Below are 21,850 nucleotides of genomic sequence, written 5' to 3' on the forward strand. Positions count from 1 at the left end.
CTTTGATATTGCCTATTATTTGAAATGCAGTGTGCTGTCTGCGGTAAAATAATAATCAGTACCGGTGGTTGCCCTGATTCCTTCCAGGAGGAAGCTGAGTGACGTTTTCTTGTCTAACAGGCCGGTAAAGGTTCTGCTGGCAATGTCGGGACGGTCCAGGGTGGCCTGAACGCCGTACCAGCGGAAAATAGCATTACATATCTCGTCCATGTGTGTGTCTGAGAAGGAGTAGAGTCCTTTTTGCCAGCCCAGTTCAACAGTGGCGTTGAATGGTTGAGTATCGAGGCTGGCGTCGTTTTTATTAAAGATGGCTTGTTCTCCGGGTTTCACCATGACGGCCTTTTTGCCGGCTTTCATTCTCACTTTACCATCTACCAGCGATACCTTTACCAGGTCGCGGTTATAACTGTTGATATTAAACGTGGTGCCCAATACTTCCACGGTACTGTTGGGAAGGTGGACCAGGAAAGGTTTACCAGCTTGTTTGGCTATTTTAAGATAGGCTTCTCCGTTAAGGGTGATTTCCCGGTTGCCTCCTTTAAAGGAAAACGAGAACTCCATGGTAGTAGACGCATTGAGCGTTACTACGGAACCATCGGAGAGGGCTACTTCAAAGCTTTTGCCCTGTGGTACTATCAGGGAGTGGGTACCAGTTGGTAGTTCCTCTCCGGTATTCAGAAACAGGGTATTGTCTTTATTGATGACCTTTTTGCCACTGATATTAATCGGGCCGGTTGTTTGGGTCAGGTTGATGTCAGGGGCGCCGGCTGTTTTTAATATTACGTCCGGAATCACGATGGCCATCCTGGGCGCTGCTTTTTTAGGGAAGAAGGCATCCCACTTCMAGGCGGTAAAGGCTATCAAAGCCAGTACGGCGGCAGCAGCCGACCAGGTCATGATAACACGGCCCAGTGATTTCTTCGGTTTAAAGTCAATCACCTCCAGCCATGGAGCTGGTGGTGGGGGAATGGAGATCATGGAAAGTTGTTCCCATTTCTCCCGTACTGCAGCATCTTCTTCGATTAGATCCTCTAGGAATTGATCATCCGCAGCGGAAATTATTCCCGCCAGCTTCTCCGTCATGAGCCTGTATATTTCGTCTGCGCTGTTCATGTACACTAATAACCGTTTTTTTTAATAGTCGGGGTATTAAAAAAGGATTTTTTTTAAAGATGCCCGTAAAGTTTTCAGCGCGTTGGCGACTTGTTTTTTCACTGTTTCTTCACTGGTGTCCATGAAGGCCGCGATTTCTTTGCGTGTCTTGTGCTCCTGATAAGCCAGCCGGAAAGCGATGGATTGCCGTTCCGGCAGCTGACTGATGGCGTTTTCCAGCTGCTCTTTCAGCTCATTGTTTTCCAGCCTGGTTTGCGGATATGTGTAGGTCTCAGGCAAGAGAATTTCTTTGAATCGCTTGTTTCGCGTGGTATCCTTTGCAATCTTATTCAGACAACGATTACGGATACTGACAAATAAAAAATTTTTCAGAGAATTAGTACTGCTTAAATCAATCCGCGTACTCAGGTCTTTTTGCCAGAAGTCGATAAAAAGATCCTGCACCAGCTCCTGGGCCTCTGCTTCGTTCTTCAGTATAGACATTGCCGTGATATATAACCACTGGCGATATGTCCCATAAAAATACTGGAACGCCTCAAGACTGCCCGTCTTTAGTTGTGCAAGCAATTCAATATCGTTGATAGATGCACTCATGCTGGGATTTAGTTGATAATGGCAGACCCGGAATATCTGGCTGCTGTTTCAGAGTGTTATTACGCGGTTATTAATGGTTACTGTCTGCCACCTCACCCGGGATCATGTGATTTGCCCGGCAGATGGCCTTTGAACGACAGTTTTTTCTCGATACACTTACATGCACAACTTTATATTCGATCCAATAAGGTGTATGGATTTTTATTTATAGCCGAAGTTTGTTAATGAATTGTTATTCCATGATTGGCCGGGGGGCTTGCGGCTGCTATGTAATGCGAAGGACGGAGGATTCAGAGGGGAGGAGTGCGAGCGATAACCGTAAAAAAAACCTGGCTAGTGGTGGGTAGACCACTTGCCAGGGTTCCGGTTTTATTTTTTCTTGGCGCCCCGTTTTTTCGGCTTGCCATATTTCAACATCATTTTTTCTTTATGCGTTACTTTCTTATTTACTTTTTTATTCTTAGCCAGCTTCTCATGGAAAGCAGGCCCCACATCTTCCCGCTTCGGCGCCTTTACCAGCGTATTCCGCATATGTATCTTCGGTTTTTCATCTTCCGTTAATACCTCCGAAATACTCAGATCCGCTGGTAGATCCTGCTCAGGAATCACATAGTTCATCAACGTTTGTACCCGGTCCAGGTTCTCCAGTTCGGAGTCCTTTGTAAACAGGATAGAAATACCTTTTTTATCCGCTCTACCGGTTCTGCCTATACGATGTATATAGTTTTCCGGTACTTCAGGCGTATCAAAGTTAATGACATGGGTTACCTCCGCGATATCCAGACCGCGGGCTATGATATCAGTCGCAATCAGGAAACGGTATTCATTTGCCTGGAATTTGCGTACGGTATTGAAACGGTGATTTTGTTCCTTGTTGGAGTGAATGATACCCACCTGGCCGGGAAATTCCTTCTCCAGCTGCTCATGCAGGTCATCCGCCAATTGTTTGGTAGCCGCAAAAATGAGGGTTTTGGTCATGCTCAGATCGTCTGTAATCAACATTTCCAGCAGGTTCACCTTCGTATAGAAGTTAGGTACGCGGTATACTATCTGGTCAATGTTTTCCAGTGGTGTACCCGTCGGTGCCGCTTCAATACGCACCGGATTATTGAAGTGCGTTTCAATCATTTTTTCTACGTCTTCCGTAATCGTCGCAGAAAACATCAGGTTCTGTCTTTTCGGTGGCAGCAAGTCCATGATATTCCGTAACTGTGTCCGGAATCCCAGGTTCAGCATTTCATCTACTTCATCGATGATCAGCTTTTTTACAGACTTCACCTTCAGCGCACCGCTGAGAATAATATCGTACAGGCGTCCGGGTGTGGCCACCAGGATATCCAGTTTGTCCTGTACCGCTTCCATCTGCGGATTCATGTTCACGCCGCCATATACGCCCAGCACAGAAACACTCATATAGGTAGTGAGCTTTTTCACGGCCTCTACTACCTGCACCACCAACTCCCTGGTAGGCACAATAATCAATACGGTAGGATACTTCTCTTTCGAAAACTTAAATTGACGAAGAGTAGGCAACAGGTACGCAAATGTTTTACCTGTACCGGTTTGCGCAATACCGCATACATCCTGACCGGACATAATAACGGAAAATGCACGCTGTTGTATAGTAGTAGGTTGTTTATAACCTAATTCATCTAACGCGTTTAATAAAGGGGTATGGAGGTTTAAATCACCAAAAGTCATGATACTGCTATAATATGAACGGCAAAGGTAGGGTTTTTAGGCTTTAATCCGGTGAGTACGCTATAGAGCGCTGTTGGCGGCTTCACTTAAAGGATTATATTAGCATAAAAAAATCTATGAAAAACCTCCACATACCCGCTATCTGTGTACATGCCTATGGAGGGCCGGAACAATTACGTCTGGAAGAAATACCGGTACCCGTGCCGGCGAAAGATGAAGTATTGATCAAAGTGGTGGTCAGTGGTGTAAACCCGATCGACTGGAAATTAAGAGAAGGACTTATGCAGCATCCGCTGCCTTATATACCGGGCGTAGAAGCTGCTGGCATCGTTACCGCCATAGGAGAGGGCGTGTTCGGCCTGAAAATAGGTGATGAAGTATATGGTGCAGTAGATGGCAGCTATGCTGCTTATGCCATTGCGCCGGCTGCACAACTCTTTCGCAAACCCATTTCACTTTCTTTTGAGGAAGGCGCCGCTATGGGAGGCGCTAAAACCGCCTGGGGCGCATTGTTTGATGTAGGCCATCTGGCTAAAGGACAACGTATCCTGATTCATGCCGGCGCCGGTGGCGTGGGGCATTTCGCGGTACAACTGGCCTATAATGCGGGGGCTTATGTAATTGCCACTGCCAGCGCGGAGAACATCGACTTTGTAGCCGGATTAGGCGCCAGCGAAGTCATCGACTATAAAGCCGCCCCCTTTGAAACACAGATAGATCCGGTAGATATTGTACTGGATACGGTAGGGGGAGATACCATGCTCCGCTCCATGTCTGTGCTCAAGCCCGGCGGCCAACTACTTTGTCTGGTGAGCTTACCGGATCAGGAACAGGCTGCTGCTGCCGGTATCCACGCAGTTTGGGCGGGTACCAAATCGGTAACCGCGATGAGAGAAGTACATAAAATGTTGGAGAGAGAGCTGATAAAACCCTATGTACGGAAGGTATTCCAGCCATTATCACAGGCCGCTGCCGCACAGGAATACAGTAAAAATAATGGTCCTGGCAGGGGAAAGGTGGTATTAAAAATTTCGGAAGAATAAAAATGCAGCGTGGATCTGCTGGTCCACGCTATTTGCCTATTATCTTTTTTCTGTGTTGTATCCCCCAGCGCTGTAAGGCGAGGATGACGCTGTCTAATGTAGAAGCATAGCTCGTCAATGTATATTCTACCGATACCGGTTGCGTGTCATACACCGTACGTTTCACCAGCTTATGCGCCTCCAGGTCCTTTAATTCCTTCGACAAAACTTTAGACGTGATTTTAGGAATGCTGCGCTCAATATCCCGGAAACGTTTATGTCCGCGGGAAACCGCAATAATAATAGGGAGCTTCCATTTGCCACTGATCACATCCAGGGCGTCCCGCACAGGTATGATTACCTTGAGGCAGTCGGTATGACTGCTGCCTTGTCCGCAGTCCACCGTTAGTTCTTCCGTCATTTCTGTTGTTAATGTATCTGTTTTCATCTGTATATATGTTGGTTACCTCTGGTAAAGCACTTACTTTAAGGAAACTGCTTACTTTTTGATAGCAAATGTATTTAATTTTGCAGGAACTCAAATAGAAAATGATGAAAGTAGAAATATGGTCTGATATCATGTGTCCGTTTTGCTATATCGGCAAACGGAAGTTTGAAGCAGCACTGGAGCAGTTCCCCGGAAAAGAAAACATCACCGTTGAATGGAAGAGTTTTCAATTGAATCCTGAGCTGAAATCCCAGCCAGGAAAAGATGTATACGACTACCTGGCAGAAATAAAGGGCCAATCCCGCGAATGGTCGGTGGCCATGCATGAACAAGTGACCGGCACCGCAAAACAAGCAGGTCTCACCTATAACTTCGATAAAGCCGTTATCGCCAATTCCTTTGACGCGCACCGCCTCATTCAACTGGCCAAACAGCACCAACTTGGAGACGCCGCAGAAGAACGTTTATTCCATGCCTATTTCACAGAAGGTAAAGATGTGAGCGATCATAACACCCTGCTGGAACTGGGTACGGAGATAGGATTAGATAAAGACGCTATCACCGCCACTTTGCAATCATCCGATCTGGCAGATGCGGTAAATAAAGATGTACAAGAAGCCCAGCAACTGGGTGTCAGAGGTGTACCATTTTTTGTACTGGACCGCAAGTTCGCCGTATCCGGCGCTCAACCAACCGATGCTTTTACACAAGCACTGGAACAGGCATATGGAGAATGGAAAAAAACACAACCGGTAGCAGAGCTGGAAACCTTGTCGGGACAGGTTTGTACACCGGATGGTGATTGTAAATAAATTTAATAGTAAGAAGAGGCAGGCGGGGAAGTAGTTATTTCTCTGCCTGCCTCTTTTATTATAAAGATCTTAAGATCGTCATAAATATATGCGCCTGTTCCTTGGTTTTAACAACCTTCCCAAGTGAACTTGTCCCTCCAGACTTCAAGGTCACATTGATTTCGCGGTCCTTGCATTGTTTTGCTTTGCGAAGAAGTGTATCTATTTTTTTTCGGGTTTTAGCATCCATTCGCTATTGCTTTTTTTTTGCAAAAAGTATTTTCTTCTTTTCACATCCGTTAACCAAATCCAAACATCCTCAAACTGATTCAAATTTTCTCTATTACCTTTACGCCATAATCATCTATCTATGGCTTTGCTGAAAAGAATTAACCCTTTTTCCAGACAAAACAACGATACCGGGTTTGGCGTAAATGCCAATGGTTACGGTGGTCGTTTTATCAATCGTGACGGCTCCTTCAACATACGTCGGGAAGGCCGTTCGTTTATGCACCGTTTCAATATTTATCATGCCCTTTTGAATGTACCAGCCTGGCAGTTTGCATTGGTGATCCTGTTGTTTTATTTTTCTATCAACCTGCTTTATTCCGGCATTTATTGGTGGATCGGAGTAGGACAATTCCAGGGTATTATCGGTAAAACTCCGTGGGAGAAATTTAAAGAGCTATATTTTTTTAGCACGGAAACCTTTACTACCGTGGGATATGGGCGGGTAAATCCGGTGGGCGACAGCGTGAATGTGGTAGCTGCTATTGAAGCGATGACCGGTTTTCTATCGTTTGCGGTGGCTACAGGTCTTATCTATGGCCGGTTTTCCAAGCCACGTGCCCATCTGCTGTTTAGCGATGCCGCATTGATTACGCCTTTCCAGGGTAAAACAGCGCTCATGTTTCGCATGGCTTCGTACAAGGATCATCATACCCTTACCAACGTGGATGTACTGGTAACACTGGGTTTGCAGGTACAGGAAAATGGCAATGCGATCTATAAATTCTATAGCCTGCCGTTGGAAAGAAGAATGGTAGAAACTTTATCTATGAACTGGACGGTAGTACACGTGATTGATGATGACAGCCCCCTGCTTGGGTTTTCTTCGGAAGATATGGAAACAGCAGATGTGGAAATTTATGTGACCGTAAAAGGATTTAACGATGTATATGCAAATACCGTATTACAGCGCACTTCTTACACTTACCAGGAAATTCTGCATAACCGTAAATTTGTACCCATGTACCGCGAGAGCCGGAATACTACCGTGCTGGAGTTAGACCGGTTGAGTGAAACGGTACCAGTAGAAGTAGCTGTGGAGGCATAAATCATAATATTATTACAATAACAAAAGACCCGCATGAATTATATATTCATGCGGGTCTTTTGTTATTGTAATATTTATGCTTTTCGTTTTCCTATCACCAGCAGTCCCACGAAAGTGAAGAATCCATTGATGAGCAACAACTCCAGTCCAATCTGGAACTTGCCAAACAGGGCTGCCTGATTGAGATCTACCAACAGGCAAAGTAAAGGAGCCGCCACACATACTACGGGTACCAGTCTATCATTTACCTGACGCTTCGTAAAAATACCAAAGGCAAATAAACCTAACAGCGGGCCATAAGTATAGGTGGCCACTTTCAGGATAACGCCGATCATACTCGGATTATTCACCCACTCAAATATCATCACAAACAGCAGGAAAATAAAGGCCATCATCAGGTGTATCCGCTGGCGGTATTTTTTCTTCTGCTCCTCTGTCCAATCGGTGCGCTGTTGCATATCCAGGATGTCAATGCACAGCGAAGATGTCAACGCCGTCATGGCGCCATCTGCACTGGGAAACAGGGCGGATATCAGCGCAATAATAAAGATCACGGAAATCACGKGCGGCATATGATGCAAAGCCAGCTCTGGGAATAATTTATCTCCCGTAACAGTTACCTGCTGTTGAGCACCATACAGGTGAAGTAAACCACCAAGGAAAAGAAACAGCCCTATTACAATCACCATAATAAAGGCCAGCGACACCATATTCTTTTTCGAGTCTTTTAATGTTTTTACAGAGATGTTTTTCTGCATCATCTCCTGGTCAAGGCCGGTCATGGTAATGGTAATGAATGCTCCCGCCACAATCTGTTTGACGAAAAACAGCTTACTATCCGGATCTGTATTGAAAATAGTGGTGAGTCCTTTTTCGTGCATTGCGCTAAAGCTCTGTCCCAGGCTCAGGTCCATGGTATGTAAGATAAAACCAACACAGATGATCAACCCCGCCAGCATACAGGTGGTTTGGAGCGTATCCGTATACACAATGGTTTTTACCCCGCCTTCATAGGTATATAACAGGATCATAAATAAGATGATCAGTGTGGTAAGCCAGAAAGGCACACCAAAACTGGAGAGGATCGCATCCTGTAATATTCGTACTACCAGATATAATCTGGCCGTAGCACCAAGGGTACGGGAAAGAATGAAGAAGGAGGCACCGGTTTTATAAGCGTAGTTGCCGAACCGGGTATGCAGGTAATTATAAATAGACGTTAGCTGCAACCGGTAATACAAGGGAATCAGCACATATGCAATAGTAATATACCCGATAAAATACCCCAGGGTAATTTGCATATAGGTAAACGCATCCTTTCCTACCGCACCGGGTACACTCACAAAAGTGACCCCACTGAGAGAAGTACCTATCATACCAAAGGCCACCAGCATCCAGTTACTGTTGCGATTGCCTATAAAAAAAGAGTCGTTGTTCGAATTACGACCTGTGTACCATGCGACTACCAATAGAATGATAAAGTAGGCAACGACGAATGAGAATAATAAACCTGGCGACATAAATCAAATTTAATCAAGATACTACTTTCCCGCAAAGGGGCAAAGATAATGATCTTCCGGTCTTGCAACAGCAGGAGAAACAACGCTTCATTTACTGGTGAGGGTCAATTTTCAGAGCGTAGAAAAGAACACGCCGTTGCTATTATGCAGATCACTTCCTACGGAAAAAACCGGAGCCACCAGGATTTATATGCTTTTAAGAACTGTCCATATGAGCCTGTCATGGCTACTACTGCGACATTTTCTCATCATAAATAAATACTTGACAAAGGCAAATTTATTATTTGCTTTTGTCAAGTATTTATTTATTTTTGTTTGAGAAACAAACACCTATGGACCATCAACAGCCTATTGTCCACCAGATCCGCCAGTTTAACCGCTTCTATACCGGTATGATTGGCCTGCTGAACCAACATATACTGGAAAGTAACCTGTCGCTCTCAGAAGTACGGGTAATTTATGAAATAGGACAACGTCACAAATGCACGGCAGGGGAGTTAATCACCGTCCTGAAGATGGATGGCGGTTACCTCAGCCGGCTCCTGAAAAAGTTTGAGAAAAACGGCTGGCTGAACAGGCAGCAGTCTACCGCCGACGGACGTACGTTTTTTTTGCAGCTCAGCGCCGCTGGTAAAAAACTGCTGGCCGGGCTGGAGGAAAAGTCAACCGCTGAAATTCAGCGGCTCACCGCCCCCTTGTCAGAAAAGCAACAGCAGCAGATCACCACTGCTATGAAATCTATTCAGCAGATTTTGTCCGCCCCGGAAGAAGGCGCTGTTTCGGATATCCATATCCGTTATAACCTCCAGCCGGGTGATGTGGGATACCTTATCTATCTGCACGGACAGCTATATGCAAAGGAATCGGGGTATAACCTGGAGTTTGAAGCCTACGTATGTAAAACCTTCTACGAATTTTTACCTACCTACAATCCCGCCAAGGACCGTATTTTCCTGGCCATTGCAGATAATCAGATCGTAGGGTCGGTAGCCATACTGGGATCTTCCCGCCACCTGGCGCAGCTACGCTGGTTTCTGATTCATCCGGACTACCGGGGCAGAGGACTGGGAAAGCAACTCCTGAAAGCAGCCATCGATTTTTGTAAGGAAAAAGATTATCAGAAAGTATACCTGATGACCACCAGTATGCAGGAAACAGCGATCGCCCTTTATAAGAAGGCCGGCTTCCGCAAAACCGGGGAAAAATACCTGCAGCTATGGGGACAACAACTCTATGAACAGCGGTATGACATGGACCTGTTCTAGGCGTACTTATGTAACATCACTACTTGCCCGAGGTGATAGGCATCATGTTCTGCCAATCCCTGCAGGTAGTAAATAGCGATTTGTTTGGTGCCTGGGAAGGTATCGAACAGTTCTTTTTCGGGAAACTTTCTGATATTGTCGGCAATTTGCGCAAAAGAGTGCTCCAGCCGGTGTATGGTAGCCTGCCAGTTTTCCTCTCCATGATTCTCCGGCATATAGAAATCCGGCAGGTCGCCGTCCTGCTCCGGCGCCTCATTATGCATAAAACGTTGTACACGCTGATGCCAGAATATGACATGGTTGATAATTTCCCAACTGTTGTTAGACTCCCCAAAGGTTTTGATCGCCTGCGCAGCATCCATCCGGATAAGATGTTCCCGGAAGGTAACATCAATCCAKGGTTGCCCATTGTAAAGGTTTTCCAGCGAAGCCGCTAAATGTTCCGTTAATGACATAACCAGCTGATTTTATTTTTTAAAAGATATATCTGACTCTTTTAAACGGGTACCTACATAATGCGTATACCGCTATATAAATAAGAATAGAATCCAGTTAATGGTAATAATCATCTAAATGTGCAGTAAATGATGACCGCCAGCATTGCCGTCTATCGAATTTACTGAATTCTTTCCCTTATTTTTAAAGAATATAAAAACCCATCGTTATGGATCAGCAGCAACTGGAAAACAACAAAAATGAAGATGCTATGCGGATGGCTATCAGCACAATGAAACAGCGTCTTGGTGTAATTGAACAGGGCGGAGGAAAGAAGAGCCTGGAGAAAGTACGGCAGCGTGGTAAGCTGACCGCCCGTGAACGCATTCAGTATTTGATAGACCGTGATTCCACGTTTACTGAAATCGGCGCCTTTGCCGCCTATGATATGTATGCCGAATATGGAGGTTGCCCGGCAGCAGGCACCGTTGGCGGCATCGGCTATGTAAGTGGCCGGCAGTGCATGATTGTTGCCAATGACATGACAGTGAAAGCAGGTGCCTGGTTCCCCATGACAGGCAAAAAAAATCTGCGCCTGCAGGAAATCGCGATGGAGAATCGCCTTCCGGTGATTTACCTGGTGGACAGTGCCGGCGTATTTTTACCGATGCAGGATGAAATATTTCCGGACAAAGAACATTTTGGCCGCATCTTCAGAAACAACGCCCGCATGAGCGCCATGGGCATCACGCAAATTGCTGCCGTGATGGGCAGCTGCGTGGCCGGAGGTGCCTATCTCCCTATCATGAGCGATGAAGTGCTGATGGTGGAAGGCAACGGCTCTATTTTTCTTGCTGGCCCCTACCTGGTGAAAGCCGCTATCGGAGAAGACGTAGATGCGGAAACGTTAGGAGGCGCTGTTACCCACACAGAAATTTCCGGCATTGCCGACTATAAATTTAAAACCGATGAAGAATGCCTGGACCAGGTAAAACGCATCGTTGGCAAACTGGGACATCCTGCCACCGCCGGATTTGATCGCATTGAACCGCAGCTGCCATTGAAATCAGGCGAGGAGCTGGACAGTATATTACCTGCAGATAGCTCCCGTCCCTATGATATGCTGGAAATCATTGAGCGCCTGGTAGATGGTTCCGCATTTGATCAATATAAACAGGACTATGGCAAATCCATTATTTGCGGTTATGCCCGCATTGATGGCTGGGCTGTAGGCATCGTAGCTAATCAGCGTAAAATAGTAAAGAGCCGGAAAGGGGAAATGCAGATGGGAGGCGTTATCTACAACGACAGCGCCGATAAAGCCGCCCGCTTTATTATGAATTGTAACCAGAAAAAAATCCCACTGGTATTTTTACAGGACGTTACCGGCTTMATGGTCGGCAGCAGAAGCGAACATGCCGGCATCATTAAAGATGGCGCTAAACTGGTGAATGCAGTAGCCAATTCCGTGGTACCCAAAATTACCATCATCATCGGTAACTCATACGGAGCAGGTAACTACGCGATGTGTGGTAAAGCCTATGATCCCCGCTTCATTTACGCATGGCCTTCCGCTAAAATAGCGGTGATGGGCGGCGAACAAGCCGCCAAAACATTATTGCAGATACAGGTGGCAGCACTGAAATCCAAAGGAGAAGTCATTTCGCCAGAGGAAGAAGCCCGTCTGCTCAAAGCCATCACCGACAAATATTACGAGCAAACCACTCCTTATTATGCCGCTGCCCGCCTTTGGGTGGATGAGATCATTGATCCCACAGATACGCGTATACGCATCGCTGAAGGCATCAAAGCCGCTAACAATGCGCCGGTGGAGCAAGCCTTCAGCGTAGGAGTATTTCAGGTATAAGAAGCAGAAAGCCTGAAGCACAAAGCTATTTTAGCGAATGATGAAAGCGTTGAATTAAATATCCGCTCTACTCATTCGCTAAAATAGCTTTGTGCTTTAGGCTTTCTGCTTTAAGCTCAAAAAAAACTACCTTAGCAACTTTTAAAGAAGAACATGGAACTGGTAGTATATACAGACGGCGCTTCCCGCGGCAACCCTGGCCCGGGAGGATATGGGGTGGTACTGATGTGGGGAAATACCCGGAAGGAATTATCACAGGGGTACCGCAAAACCACCAATAACAGGATGGAACTATTGGCCGTGATTGTAGCACTGGAAGCCCTGAAAAAAGACGGGGTATCGGTTACTATTTTTACGGATAGTAAATATGTGGTAGACAGTATTGAAAAAGGCTGGCTGTGGGGTTGGGTGAAAATTAATTTCAAAGACAAGAAAAATAAAGATCTCTGGCAACGTTTCATTCCGTTATATAAAAAGCATCGTATAAAAATGCAGTGGGTGAAAGGACACGCCAGCAACCCTTTTAATAATCGTTGTGATGAATTGGCTACACAAGCCGCCGACAGCGGCAACTGGCTGATTGATGAAGGATTCGAAAGCAGCAACGAATAGAATAAACATTGTTGCTCCGAACCAAGAGGTGATCATAATTGTAATATAAGCGCAAACTTAATATTTCCTTATGGTCACCTGGTTCATTGAAACGCTACAGAAATACCCCGAAATAGCCGTGATGCTAACCCTGTTAATCGGTTTCCTGCTGGGAAAGGCCCATATCAAAGGTTTCACGCTGGGTACGGTAACCGGTGTCCTGCTGGTAGGTATCGCCATCGGCAGCTTTCATATCAACATTCCTTCCGAAACAAAATCTATCTTCTTTCTTTTTTTCCTGTTCTGTACCGGCTACGGAATAGGCCCGCAATTTTTTCAGGGATTGAAGAAAGATGGATTGCCCATTGCGCTGTTTTCCTTTATAGTATGTTGTAGCAGTGTACTTTTCTGCTGGGGCATTGCTTCTTTACTACGCTTTGAAACCGGTACTACAGCGGGATTAATGTCAGGCGCCAATACCTGCTCTGCCATCATTGGCGTAGCTTCCAATACCATCAATGAACTTAACCTGAGTGACGATGAGCGCGCCCGGTTAATTAACCAGATCCCCGTGGCTTATGCGGTGACCTATATTTTTGGTACTGCCGGTACCAGCTGGTTTTTGTCTGTAATTGGCCCCTGGTTTATGTCTGGCAGTCGAGCTAAATTAATAGAACAAACCAAAGAACTGGAAGCCAAAGTATCTGAAGCTACACCGGAAGGGGAAGAGAACATCACCAATGCGTATGATCAGGTAGCATTCCGGGCTTACCTCGTCAATGGAGACCTAACCGGGGAGGGGAGCACCGTGGGAGATATTGAACACATGCTGCATGAGAAAAAAAGACTGTTATACATCCTGCGTATCAGACGGGGTGGTAAATTATATGAAACCAGCAATGGCTTTATTATTAAGCCGGGAGATATTATAGCTATTGGTGGACAACGATCTGCGGCCATTGCTTCGGAATCCTTACTGGGAAAGGAAGTGGCGGATGCGGAGTTGTTAACCTTCCCGGTGCAATCGGCCACGGTCATCATCACCCGGAAAGCCGCTATCAACAAGCAGTTGAAAGAGTTTACCCGGCATCCGGAATTTCATGGCGTCAGCGTTCGTAAAATCACCCGCTCGGGGATTGAAATGCCTTTGTCGGGCCATACCGTGATTCAAAAAGGAGATATGGTGGAGATGGTAGGTATTCAACAGGAATTGGATAAAGCGGTGGCTATTTTAGGATATAAAGAAAGAGTAGGGGTGGAAACAGACATTGTATATCTGGCGGCAGGTATTGTGGTAGGTACGTTGGTAGGAAGTCTGAGCGTGCGACTGGGTAACGTGCCGGTAGAACTCAGCACCAGCGGTGGGGCACTGATTGCGGGATTGGTGTTTGGCTGGATGCGTGGTATTCGTCCGCGGTTTGGCTATATTCCTGCGGCTTCGCAATGGGTGTTGACGAAATTGGGATTACATGTATTCATAGCCATTGTAGGACTCAGTGCCAGTCAGGGCTTTCTTCAGGGATTACGGGAAGAAGGATTAACGTTGTTCCTGGCGGGTATGGTATTGAGCCTGCTGCCAATGGTGGTGGCCTTGTTTCTGTCTAAATACGTCTTTAAGTTTCATCCCGCTATTGGGCTGGGGGCCTGTGCTGGTGCACATGATGAATCAGCCCCTTTGCTGGCCGTGCAGGATGCGCTGAACAGTAAAGTTCCCGCGCTGGGATACACCGTGGCGTACGCCGTAGCCAACATTACGCTTACTACCTCGGGTGTTATAATTGTCTTGTTGATGCATAAAGGAGGCTAAATATGCCGCTCATCACAATTTTATCTAGCTAAACCCACGTCTGTATTGCAATTATATCGCAGTGAATCGTTTTACCTTCAACTTTTTTAACATTTCTTTTGTTTTTAACTTGTAAAGCAATTAGCTTTGCAGCCCATTAGTCTATAGGTTTGATAGGCTAATTGAAAAGGAACTAATTTTTAAGGATAGCTTATGAAGAAAAAGGATCGCTTATGAAGAAATATACCCAACCATACTTTGTTTGCAACTGTTGTTGCGTGTGTGAATTGAATTGATAAACCTTGTCTGCATAGCATTGTAGCTGTAGCAGTAGGTTGCAACAAGAACTGTCACCGGAACAAGAACCGTTTCCGGTATCATCAACAAAGGGATACAACACGGTAATAATCTGTTTACATACAGGCCAGGACTTTTAGTGCCTCTAAAAAACCAACAATCACTGCTCATTTAACATTTTACTTATGTTACAACGACTACTCCTCGTACTGCTGCTATTTAGCGCCCCGGCAGTATTTGCACAAACACGAACTGTCACCGGACGTGTTTATTCGGCGAAAGACAACACGCCTTTACCCGGAGCCTCAGTGGTGGTAAAGGGCACCACCAACGGTACCGCAACAGATGCGGACGGTAACTTCAAACTATCCGTTAATGACCCTGCAGCCACTACTTTACAGGTGCGCTTTATTGGAATGGAATCACAGGAAGTTCCGATCAGCACCAGCCCACTCAGTATCGCGCTCCACTCTTCCGGGAAAGATCTGAGCGAAGTAGAAATTGTAGTAGCCTATGGTACAACCAAAAAAGGCTCCTACACCGGGTCTGTTTCACAGATCAAAGGTACAGAGCTGGAAAACAGGCAGGTATCCAGTGTATCTAAAGCCCTGCAAGGTCTCGCTGCCGGTGTACAAAGTACTTCTACCAGCGGCCAGCCAGGTTCTGATGCTACTATCCGTATTCGTGGAGTAGGATCTATCAACGCTTCTGCTGATCCTTTATATGTATTAGATGGTGTGCCTTATGGTGGAAGCATCAGTGCCATCAATCCTTCCGATATTGAATCTATCAGCGTATTAAAAGACGCTACATCTGCCGCCTTGTATGGTTCCCGTGGTGCCAACGGCGTAATTATTATCACTACTAAGAAAGGCCGTAAACAAGGTTCTGTTATAGACGCCCGCGTAAGCCAGGGTTTCTCTAAAAGAGCTGTAAAGGACTATGAAAAAGTAACCACAGATCAGTACTTTGAAATGTACTGGGAAGCACTTCGCAATGGCGCTATTACCAATGGTGCTACGCCTACAGCCGCCGCCGCACAGGCCAGCAGCCGCATTATCGGCCGGGTAGGCATTAACCCTTACGGTCCGTCTTTCCCTCAACCAGTGGGCACAGATGGCAAACTGGTGGCTGGTGCCAAAGCACTGTGGGATGACGACTGGACTAAGGCGATGCAGCAGACCGGACATCGTACGCAAGCCGATCTTAGTATCAGCGGTGCTACCGATAAAAGCAGGTACTTTATTTCCGGTGCTTACCTGAATGATCAGGGTATTTACCTGGCCTCCGGTTTCAAACGCTATAATGTACGCAGCAACGTAGAATTAGATGCGAAGAAATGGTTGAAAGTAGGATTGAATATCGCCGGTGCTCACTCTGATCAACAGGCGCCTCCTTCAGAAGACAGCCGCACAGATAACTACGTGAACTATGGCCGTCTGATGGCAAGCTTTTATCCGATCTATCAGCGCGATCGCGCTACCGGTGCTTATCTGCTGGATGCCAACGGAAATAAAATGTTCGACTATGGTAGCTATCGTCCCAGCGCGGCAAATACCAACAGTAACCTCGTTGGTACTGCACCGATCGATAAACACAACTATGGCAGAGACGATATTTCTGCACGTGTATATGGTGAAGCTACTATTTTGCCAGGGTTGAAATTTAAAACCAGCTACAACGCTGATTATACTGCCACCAACCAACACGACTATACGAATCCTGTCTATGGTTTTGATGCAGAAGTAGGCGGTACCGTAGAAAAGAATGCCAAGCGCGTGTTCAGCTGGACCTTCAATAACATTCTGACCTACGATCATACCTTCAACGAAAAACATCACCTCAACGTACTGGCAGGTCAGGAAACGTATAAGTACACTACCACCTTCATGGATGGTCAACGTTCCGGTTTCTCCCTGCTGGGTCTTGATGAACTGTCGGATGCAGCCCTGATCAAAGATCTCCAGGGATATACCGATACGTATAATATTTACAGTTACCTCGGCCGCGTGGAATATGATTATCTCGGCAAATACTTCTTGTCAGGATCATTACGTGCCGACAGATCTTCCCGCTTTAAACCACAATATGCCTGGGGTACCTTCTGGTCACTCGGCGCTTCCTGGAAACTGACGGAAGAAGATTTCCTGAAAGGCAGTTCCTGGTTAAACCTGTTAACATTCCGCGCCAGCTACGGTGCACAGGGAAATGATAATCTGGGTGATGATTCCTATTACAACTATCTGCCATTGCTGAATGTAAACAGCAACCTCGGAGAAGGTGGTACTTACCGCAGGGTGTTGTACAATGATAAACTGAAATGGGAAGCGAATCTGAACCTGAATGTCGGTGTAGATTATGCCATGTTCGATAATCGCTTTAGTGGTACCCTGGAGTTTTTCCAGCGGGCATCTAAAAACCTGCTGTACTTAAGACCATTACCACCATCTATGGGGTATGCTTCTATTGCAGAAAATATCGGTGCATTGAAGAATACCGGCTTTGAAGTGAGCCTGCATGGAGTACCTGTAAAAACTAAGGACTTCAGCTGGGTGGTAGATTTGAATATGACCCATTACAAAAACAAGGTGACAGAATTGCCACTAAAAGAGATTATCAGCGACACTAAGAAATTGATGGTCGGCCGTTCAATTTATGATTTCTATCTTCGTGATTGGGCTGGTGTAGATGAAAAAACAGGATTACCATTATGGTATGTTACTAATCCGGATGGTACAAAAGGGACCACCAGCAACTCTACAGCAGCAACCCTTTATTACAGCAAATCTTCATTGCCAGATTTGTATGGTGGCTTTACCAATACCTTCAACTACAGAGATTTTTCGTTTTCCTTTATGTGGGCGTATAGCCTCGGTGGTTCCGTGCTTGATAATGACTATCTCTACCTGTTGGGTACAGGTACTTCCGCTGGCCGCTCTTTCGGTCCTGAAATGCTGAACCACTGGACACCTGAGAATACCAAAACGGATGTGCCCAAGCTCACTACCGTTCAAACCAACTGGACAGCTGCTTCCAACCGCTTTTTGTATGATGCGAGCTATGCCCGTCTGAAAACAGTGAACCTGAGTTACAATCTTCCTAAAAGGTTGATGGAAAGAGCACATATGAACAATGTGACAGTCTATCTGCAGGGAGACAACCTGTTCACTATATATAAGCACAAAGGTCTGGACCCTGAGCAATCCGTTGGAGGTACTACTTACTATCGCTATCCGGCTATCAAATCTTTATCAGCCGGTATTAACCTGAGCTTCTAAAAACATGATCATGAAAAAGAACTTATTTATACTTCTCTTCACTGTTCTTCTGCTGGGCTCCTGCAGTAAGGACTTCCTGGAACCCAAGCCTACTAATGCGATACCGGATACAGAGGTATACAATACCGTAGATAATGTGGAAACGGTGATTAATGGTACCTGGTCGTATATGTTTGAAGAGTTTTACACCTACGCTGTTCCAGGCTTTAAGTCCCTTCATCTCACCAGTGATGCCATGGGCGATGATGTGGCCGTAGTACCACAGGTTTACGGATTGGCTGCTTCTTACGGCTATACAGAGATGGTAGATAATACCAAGAACCGTGTAAGAGCCTTCTGGAGTATTCTTTATAAAGTAATTGATAACTGTAATAACATCATTACCCGCATTGATAAAGCGACTGGCGACGATGGTAAAAGAGCGCGTATCAAAGGACAAGCCTATGCACTGCGTGCATTTTGCTATCTCAACCTGGCGTCTTTCTATCAGTTTAATAATACTGGTGCGGAAAAGGCAGTGCCCATTTATCTGGAACCGACTACTACCACTTCTGTAGGCAAGCCAAGAGTGGCGGTTTCAGAGGTATATAAACAAGTAATAGCAGATCTGCAGGCAGCACTGCCATTGCTGAAAAATTATCAACGCGATCCAGCCCAGAAATGGAAAATCGATGCGAGCATCGTAAATGGATTGCTGGCAAGAGCTTATCTCTATAATCGTCAGTGGGATCTGGCCATTCCAGCTGCTGTAGCGGCTCGTCAAGGTTATCCATTGATGTCCGGAGATGATTACAATAAAGGGTTCAATGATCTGAATAATACCGAGTGGATTTGGGGACACGGGCAAACCCCTAACCAGAGCAATGCCAGCTATAACTTCCATTTCCTGGATGTATCCACGCCGGCAGCTTACTACCAGAGCTTTATGTGCGACCCTTACTTCCAGAACTTCTTTGATAGCAGCGACGTACGTTTCCGCTTGTTCAGCTGGAATAACGATGGTTACCTGCTCTACAAGAAATTCCGCTTCCGTGATGCTACCGCGCTGATCGGCGACCTGGTATTGATGCGCGCAGCAGAAATGTACCTGATTGAAGCAGAAGCGTATAGCCGTAAGGGTAATACCGGCAAAGCCACCGAAGCGCTGAATACATTACGCACAGCCCGCAATGCTACCTTATATAAAGGAGGTGGTAACCTGCTGGATTCCGTGCTGATAGAAAGAAGAAAAGAATTATGGGGAGAAGGATTTTCACTGTCTGATATTATTCGTACGGGTGCTCCCGTTATAAGAAAACCATTTCTTTCTTATACCGGTGAAGACAGTATCATTAACGTGATTCAGCCCGATGGCAGTAAGCTGGAAGTAGCCGGACAAGGACATACTACATTGAAGTTACCTGACGGCAAAGCATTTACGCCGAATAGCAATTATTACCTGTTTGCTATACCGTTAACGGAAGTGCAGAATAATCCCAATCTAAATCAGTAATAAAGCAATAGAAAAAGGACGGTAGTGATACCGTCCTTTTTTATTGCTTTACTGTTTTAATAAATCCAGGGAATGATTCTCCTGGTATGCTTCATGTAGTTCGTATATTCTTCTCCAAACTGAGCCACCAACATTTTTTCTTCTACCCCCATCCGGTAAATAAATACGCTCAATACCGGAATAAATACAATCGCCAACGCCAGCCAGTTATTGAGTGATAAGCCAAAGCCGAGCAAAGACAGCAAAGATCCTGCATAAGATGGATGTCGCAACACCCGGTATACACCATCTTTTTTAATATAATGATCCTTGCGGATAGTCACCACTACTGTAAATAACCGCCCCAGCTGTGCAATAGATACAAAACGCAGCACCATTCCCAGCAATATAACGGATAGGCCTACACGATTCATGAGCATTCCCGCCAGGATATAAAAATGCGTTTTAAAAGATACATATATAGCAACATTGATCACCACCATGATCACGATCCAGATATAAGCCAGGCTGCCTTTGTCCTGCTTCTTTTTATCTGCCTGATCTCCACCGCGAAGAATCCGGTGTAATAGTATTTCTGAGAGAAACCATGCAAAATAGATAATGGATGAAAGTATATTCATATTGTAAAGGATATCGGAACAGTATATATGAGATAGCTATTATGTTTTCTGGTTTTCAAAAAGGTACGTAATTTTAGTTACATTAAAATGTGTGCTATGGAAAATCTGCAAGCAATATTACAATCTCCCACACCGGTATTGATTGACTGTTTTGCAACCTGGTGCGGTCCCTGCCAGATGGTGCCTCCGATCCTGAAAGAGGTAAAAGAAAAGATGGGAGACCAGTTAAGAATTATTAAGATAGATATCGATAAGAACCAGCAACTCTCGGCGCAATGGCAGATCAGTAGCGTACCTACGCTGTTGCTTTTCCGCAGCGGCAAGCTGATATGGCGCCAGAGTGGGGTAGTACCGGCGCATCAGTTGCTGCCGATTCTCAAACAACATTTGTCGTAGAGCCGAAAGCATAAAGGGGAAAGCAAAAAGCTATTGTAGCGAATCATAGAAGCGGATAAGTAATTTATTTACTCGCGCTAGTCATTCGCTACAATAKCTTTTTGCTTTCCCCTTTATGCTTTCGGCTCTATGTTATATCCGGTTATAATAACTCTGCAAATCCCGTGTGAGTATATCGTAGATAGGTCGTGTGAATTCCATGAACAAGTCAGTAGGAGGTGGAGGTGGCATGTCCTGACCACCCATCAGGCGTTTATCTTCGTCGCTTAATGCTCTTTCATCCCCACGGAAGGTCCCAAATTGATTCACCCAGGTATAGCTGCCGGGAATGCGGTCCTGTCGAAGAAGCTGCCCATTGCTGGTATTGGTGATCTGGTAGTCCAGCAGACCTTTGGATACCACCGTTTTTTTGGTGATATACAGGGTGGCGGTAACAGTTCTGTAATAGGGGATTTCCTTACCGGTAGAGTCTTTGGTGGTACCGGCCACAATTTCTTTGGACACATTGCGTTCCACGCGATCTACATAGGTTTGTCCTACTACGAAGTCGAAGAAACGCAGGGAGATATATTCATCAGGGTACAGGTTAGCGTTCCGTACGGTGCGCTCATCGTAGAACTGTACAAACTGATTGATATTGCGTTGCTGGAGATTTCTCACCAGATAGTCGCGGAATTGGTCGGCGGAGAACTGAAAGTAGGGGGAGCGTACTTCAATCTGGCTAACGGCTACATTGATAACGCCCAGCTGGAAGGCTTCTTCCTTTCTTTGTTGAGCGTCGCGGTAATTGGGAACCAGCTTGAGGGCCGCAGCAAATTCTTCGTATGCCTGCCGGGCGCTGGCTTTGTCGCCGCGATCAAGTAATGACATACCCCGGCCGTACCGGGTTTCCGCTGCGTTTTCCTGGGCGCCTGTAATGGCATTCCGGTAATCTTTCGGTTGTACCAGGCGAAGGGCAGCAGGGGAGCTGTGGATGGCCGTATAAAGGCTTTGCAACGCCCGGTATTCATTACGGACGCCTTCCCATTTCAGCTCATTATTAGAGCGCAGTAACTCATTGACCCGGTCTTCCCGGCTCAATTGGGCCTGTTTATATGCATCTGGCAACATCCGGGTAGCGGTAGCATCCTGGGGCTTGCGTTGCAGCTTTTTTACAAACGCATTTACTGCGTCGTCGTATCTGCCTTTGTTGTATAATTTTTCGCCTGATTTGCAGGAAAGAAAACAAGTGTAGAGGAGAATGGCGGCTACGCTCAGTAGCTGCCTCCATGATAACTTTTTCAAGGGATTATTTTTAT

Annotated in this window: 18 protein-coding genes; 10 read left to right on the top strand and 8 right to left on the bottom strand. The window is 45.9% G+C overall.

From position 1 onward, the window contains the following. Positions 1–15 precede the first annotated feature (15 nt). From AC1DFM_RS22545 to AC1DFM_RS22555, 3 genes are all read right to left on the bottom strand, one after another. A complete protein-coding gene (locus AC1DFM_RS22545; protein WP_477079019.1) occupies positions 16–1,113 on the bottom strand; it encodes a FecR family protein in 1,098 nt (365 codons plus the stop codon). Positions 1,114–1,149: 36 nt separating this feature from the next. After that, positions 1,150–1,707, bottom strand: a complete 558-nt coding sequence (locus AC1DFM_RS22550; protein ID WP_477079020.1) for an RNA polymerase sigma factor — start codon at positions 1,705–1,707, stop codon at positions 1,150–1,152. A gap of 369 nt (positions 1,708–2,076) precedes the next feature. Next, a complete protein-coding gene (locus AC1DFM_RS22555; protein WP_477079021.1) occupies positions 2,077–3,408 on the bottom strand; it encodes a DEAD/DEAH box helicase in 1,332 nt (443 codons plus the stop codon). A 116-nt stretch (positions 3,409–3,524) separates the two neighbouring features. Between AC1DFM_RS22555 and AC1DFM_RS22560 the strand changes: the two genes are divergently transcribed. Beyond that, the gene (locus AC1DFM_RS22560; protein ID WP_477079022.1) at positions 3,525–4,451 is read left to right on the top strand and encodes an NADP-dependent oxidoreductase; all 927 of its coding nucleotides are present in this window, start codon (positions 3,525–3,527) and stop codon (positions 4,449–4,451) included. Between the two features lie 28 nt (positions 4,452–4,479). Here the strand turns inward: AC1DFM_RS22560 and AC1DFM_RS22565 are convergent, their stop codons facing one another. Next, entirely contained in the window at positions 4,480–4,878 is a 399-nt protein-coding gene (locus tag AC1DFM_RS22565; RefSeq protein WP_477079023.1) for a winged helix-turn-helix transcriptional regulator, read from the bottom strand. A gap of 104 nt (positions 4,879–4,982) precedes the next feature. On the opposite strand from AC1DFM_RS22565, the gene AC1DFM_RS22570 reads away from it, so the two are divergent. Both AC1DFM_RS22570 and AC1DFM_RS22575 read left to right on the top strand, forming a co-directional pair. Continuing rightward, complete coding sequence (locus AC1DFM_RS22570; RefSeq protein WP_477079024.1) at positions 4,983–5,690, top strand: DsbA family oxidoreductase; 708 nt, start codon at positions 4,983–4,985, stop codon at positions 5,688–5,690. 349 nt (positions 5,691–6,039) lie between these two features. Next, positions 6,040–7,005, top strand: coding sequence for an ion channel (locus tag AC1DFM_RS22575; protein WP_477079025.1), 966 nt, complete (start codon positions 6,040–6,042; stop codon positions 7,003–7,005). 74 nt (positions 7,006–7,079) lie between these two features. Here the strand turns inward: AC1DFM_RS22575 and AC1DFM_RS22580 are convergent, their stop codons facing one another. After that, positions 7,080–8,525 carry a sodium:solute symporter gene (locus tag AC1DFM_RS22580; RefSeq protein WP_477079026.1) on the bottom strand — a complete coding sequence of 482 codons (1,446 nt, stop codon included), beginning with the start codon at positions 8,523–8,525 and terminating at the stop codon, positions 7,080–7,082. A 332-nt stretch (positions 8,526–8,857) separates the two neighbouring features. Between AC1DFM_RS22580 and AC1DFM_RS22585 the strand changes: the two genes are divergently transcribed. Further along, the gene (locus AC1DFM_RS22585) at positions 8,858–9,790 is read left to right on the top strand and encodes a bifunctional helix-turn-helix transcriptional regulator/GNAT family N-acetyltransferase (RefSeq protein ID WP_477079027.1); all 933 of its coding nucleotides are present in this window, start codon (positions 8,858–8,860) and stop codon (positions 9,788–9,790) included. Here the strand turns inward: AC1DFM_RS22585 and AC1DFM_RS22590 are convergent. Next, a complete protein-coding gene (locus AC1DFM_RS22590; RefSeq protein ID WP_477079028.1) occupies positions 9,787–10,245 on the bottom strand; it encodes a DinB family protein in 459 nt (152 codons plus the stop codon). The two genes, AC1DFM_RS22585 and AC1DFM_RS22590, sit on opposite strands and share 4 nt — an antisense overlap. A gap of 209 nt (positions 10,246–10,454) precedes the next feature. Here AC1DFM_RS22590 and AC1DFM_RS22595 point away from each other — a divergent pair, with 209 nt between their 5' ends. From AC1DFM_RS22595 to AC1DFM_RS22615, 5 genes are all read left to right on the top strand, one after another. Next, a complete protein-coding gene (locus AC1DFM_RS22595) occupies positions 10,455–12,092 on the top strand; it encodes an acyl-CoA carboxylase subunit beta (RefSeq protein ID WP_477079029.1) in 1,638 nt (545 codons plus the stop codon). Positions 12,093–12,245: 153 nt separating this feature from the next. Continuing rightward, positions 12,246–12,704, top strand: a complete 459-nt coding sequence (gene rnhA, locus AC1DFM_RS22600; RefSeq protein ID WP_477079030.1) for a ribonuclease HI — start codon at positions 12,246–12,248, stop codon at positions 12,702–12,704. Positions 12,705–12,774: 70 nt separating this feature from the next. Continuing rightward, positions 12,775–14,490 (top strand): aspartate-alanine antiporter, encoded by a 1,716-nt coding sequence (gene aspT / locus AC1DFM_RS22605; RefSeq protein WP_477079031.1) that lies wholly within the window; start codon positions 12,775–12,777, stop codon positions 14,488–14,490. 461 nt (positions 14,491–14,951) lie between these two features. Further along, positions 14,952–18,044 carry a SusC/RagA family TonB-linked outer membrane protein gene (locus tag AC1DFM_RS22610; protein WP_477079032.1) on the top strand — a complete coding sequence of 1,031 codons (3,093 nt, stop codon included), beginning with the start codon at positions 14,952–14,954 and terminating at the stop codon, positions 18,042–18,044. Positions 18,045–18,054: 10 nt separating this feature from the next. Next, positions 18,055–19,536 carry a RagB/SusD family nutrient uptake outer membrane protein gene (locus AC1DFM_RS22615; RefSeq protein ID WP_477079033.1) on the top strand — a complete coding sequence of 494 codons (1,482 nt, stop codon included), beginning with the start codon at positions 18,055–18,057 and terminating at the stop codon, positions 19,534–19,536. A gap of 56 nt (positions 19,537–19,592) precedes the next feature. Here AC1DFM_RS22615 and AC1DFM_RS22620 read toward each other — a convergent pair whose 3' ends face one another. Then, entirely contained in the window at positions 19,593–20,156 is a 564-nt protein-coding gene (locus AC1DFM_RS22620) for a methyltransferase family protein (protein ID WP_477079034.1), read from the bottom strand. Positions 20,157–20,252: 96 nt separating this feature from the next. Between AC1DFM_RS22620 and trxA the strand changes: the two genes are divergently transcribed. Continuing rightward, the gene (gene trxA, locus AC1DFM_RS22625; protein ID WP_477079035.1) at positions 20,253–20,552 is read left to right on the top strand and encodes a thioredoxin; all 300 of its coding nucleotides are present in this window, start codon (positions 20,253–20,255) and stop codon (positions 20,550–20,552) included. A gap of 132 nt (positions 20,553–20,684) precedes the next feature. Here the strand turns inward: trxA and AC1DFM_RS22630 are convergent, their stop codons facing one another. Then, positions 20,685–21,836: a tetratricopeptide repeat protein gene (locus tag AC1DFM_RS22630; RefSeq protein WP_477079036.1), complete on the bottom strand. Its 1,152-nt coding sequence runs from the start codon at positions 21,834–21,836 to the stop codon at positions 20,685–20,687. Between the last annotated feature and the right edge of the window lie 14 nt (positions 21,837–21,850).

Source organism: Chitinophaga sp. 05T412 (assembly GCF_056396465.1).

What these genes read in the sequence shown, in the direction of transcription:
- AC1DFM_RS22550 (WP_477079020.1), bottom strand. Translation starts at nt 1,707, where the DNA reads ATGAGTGCATCTATCAACGATATTGAATTGCTTGCACAACTAAAGACG.
- AC1DFM_RS22555 (WP_477079021.1), bottom strand. Translation starts at nt 3,408, where the DNA reads ATGACTTTTGGTGATTTAAACCTCCATACCCCTTTATTAAACGCGTTA.
- AC1DFM_RS22560 (WP_477079022.1), top strand. Translation starts at nt 3,525, where the DNA reads ATGAAAAACCTCCACATACCCGCTATCTGTGTACATGCCTATGGAGGG.
- AC1DFM_RS22565 (WP_477079023.1), bottom strand. Translation starts at nt 4,878, where the DNA reads ATGAAAACAGATACATTAACAACAGAAATGACGGAAGAACTAACGGTG.
- AC1DFM_RS22570 (WP_477079024.1), top strand. Translation starts at nt 4,983, where the DNA reads ATGAAAGTAGAAATATGGTCTGATATCATGTGTCCGTTTTGCTATATC.
- AC1DFM_RS22575 (WP_477079025.1), top strand. Translation starts at nt 6,040, where the DNA reads ATGGCTTTGCTGAAAAGAATTAACCCTTTTTCCAGACAAAACAACGAT.
- AC1DFM_RS22585 (WP_477079027.1), top strand. Translation starts at nt 8,858, where the DNA reads ATGGACCATCAACAGCCTATTGTCCACCAGATCCGCCAGTTTAACCGC.
- rnhA (WP_477079030.1), top strand. Translation starts at nt 12,246, where the DNA reads ATGGAACTGGTAGTATATACAGACGGCGCTTCCCGCGGCAACCCTGGC.
- aspT (WP_477079031.1), top strand. Translation starts at nt 12,775, where the DNA reads ATGGTCACCTGGTTCATTGAAACGCTACAGAAATACCCCGAAATAGCC.
- AC1DFM_RS22610 (WP_477079032.1), top strand. Translation starts at nt 14,952, where the DNA reads ATGTTACAACGACTACTCCTCGTACTGCTGCTATTTAGCGCCCCGGCA.
- AC1DFM_RS22615 (WP_477079033.1), top strand. Translation starts at nt 18,055, where the DNA reads ATGAAAAAGAACTTATTTATACTTCTCTTCACTGTTCTTCTGCTGGGC.
- AC1DFM_RS22620 (WP_477079034.1), bottom strand. Translation starts at nt 20,156, where the DNA reads ATGAATATACTTTCATCCATTATCTATTTTGCATGGTTTCTCTCAGAA.
- trxA (WP_477079035.1), top strand. Translation starts at nt 20,253, where the DNA reads ATGGAAAATCTGCAAGCAATATTACAATCTCCCACACCGGTATTGATT.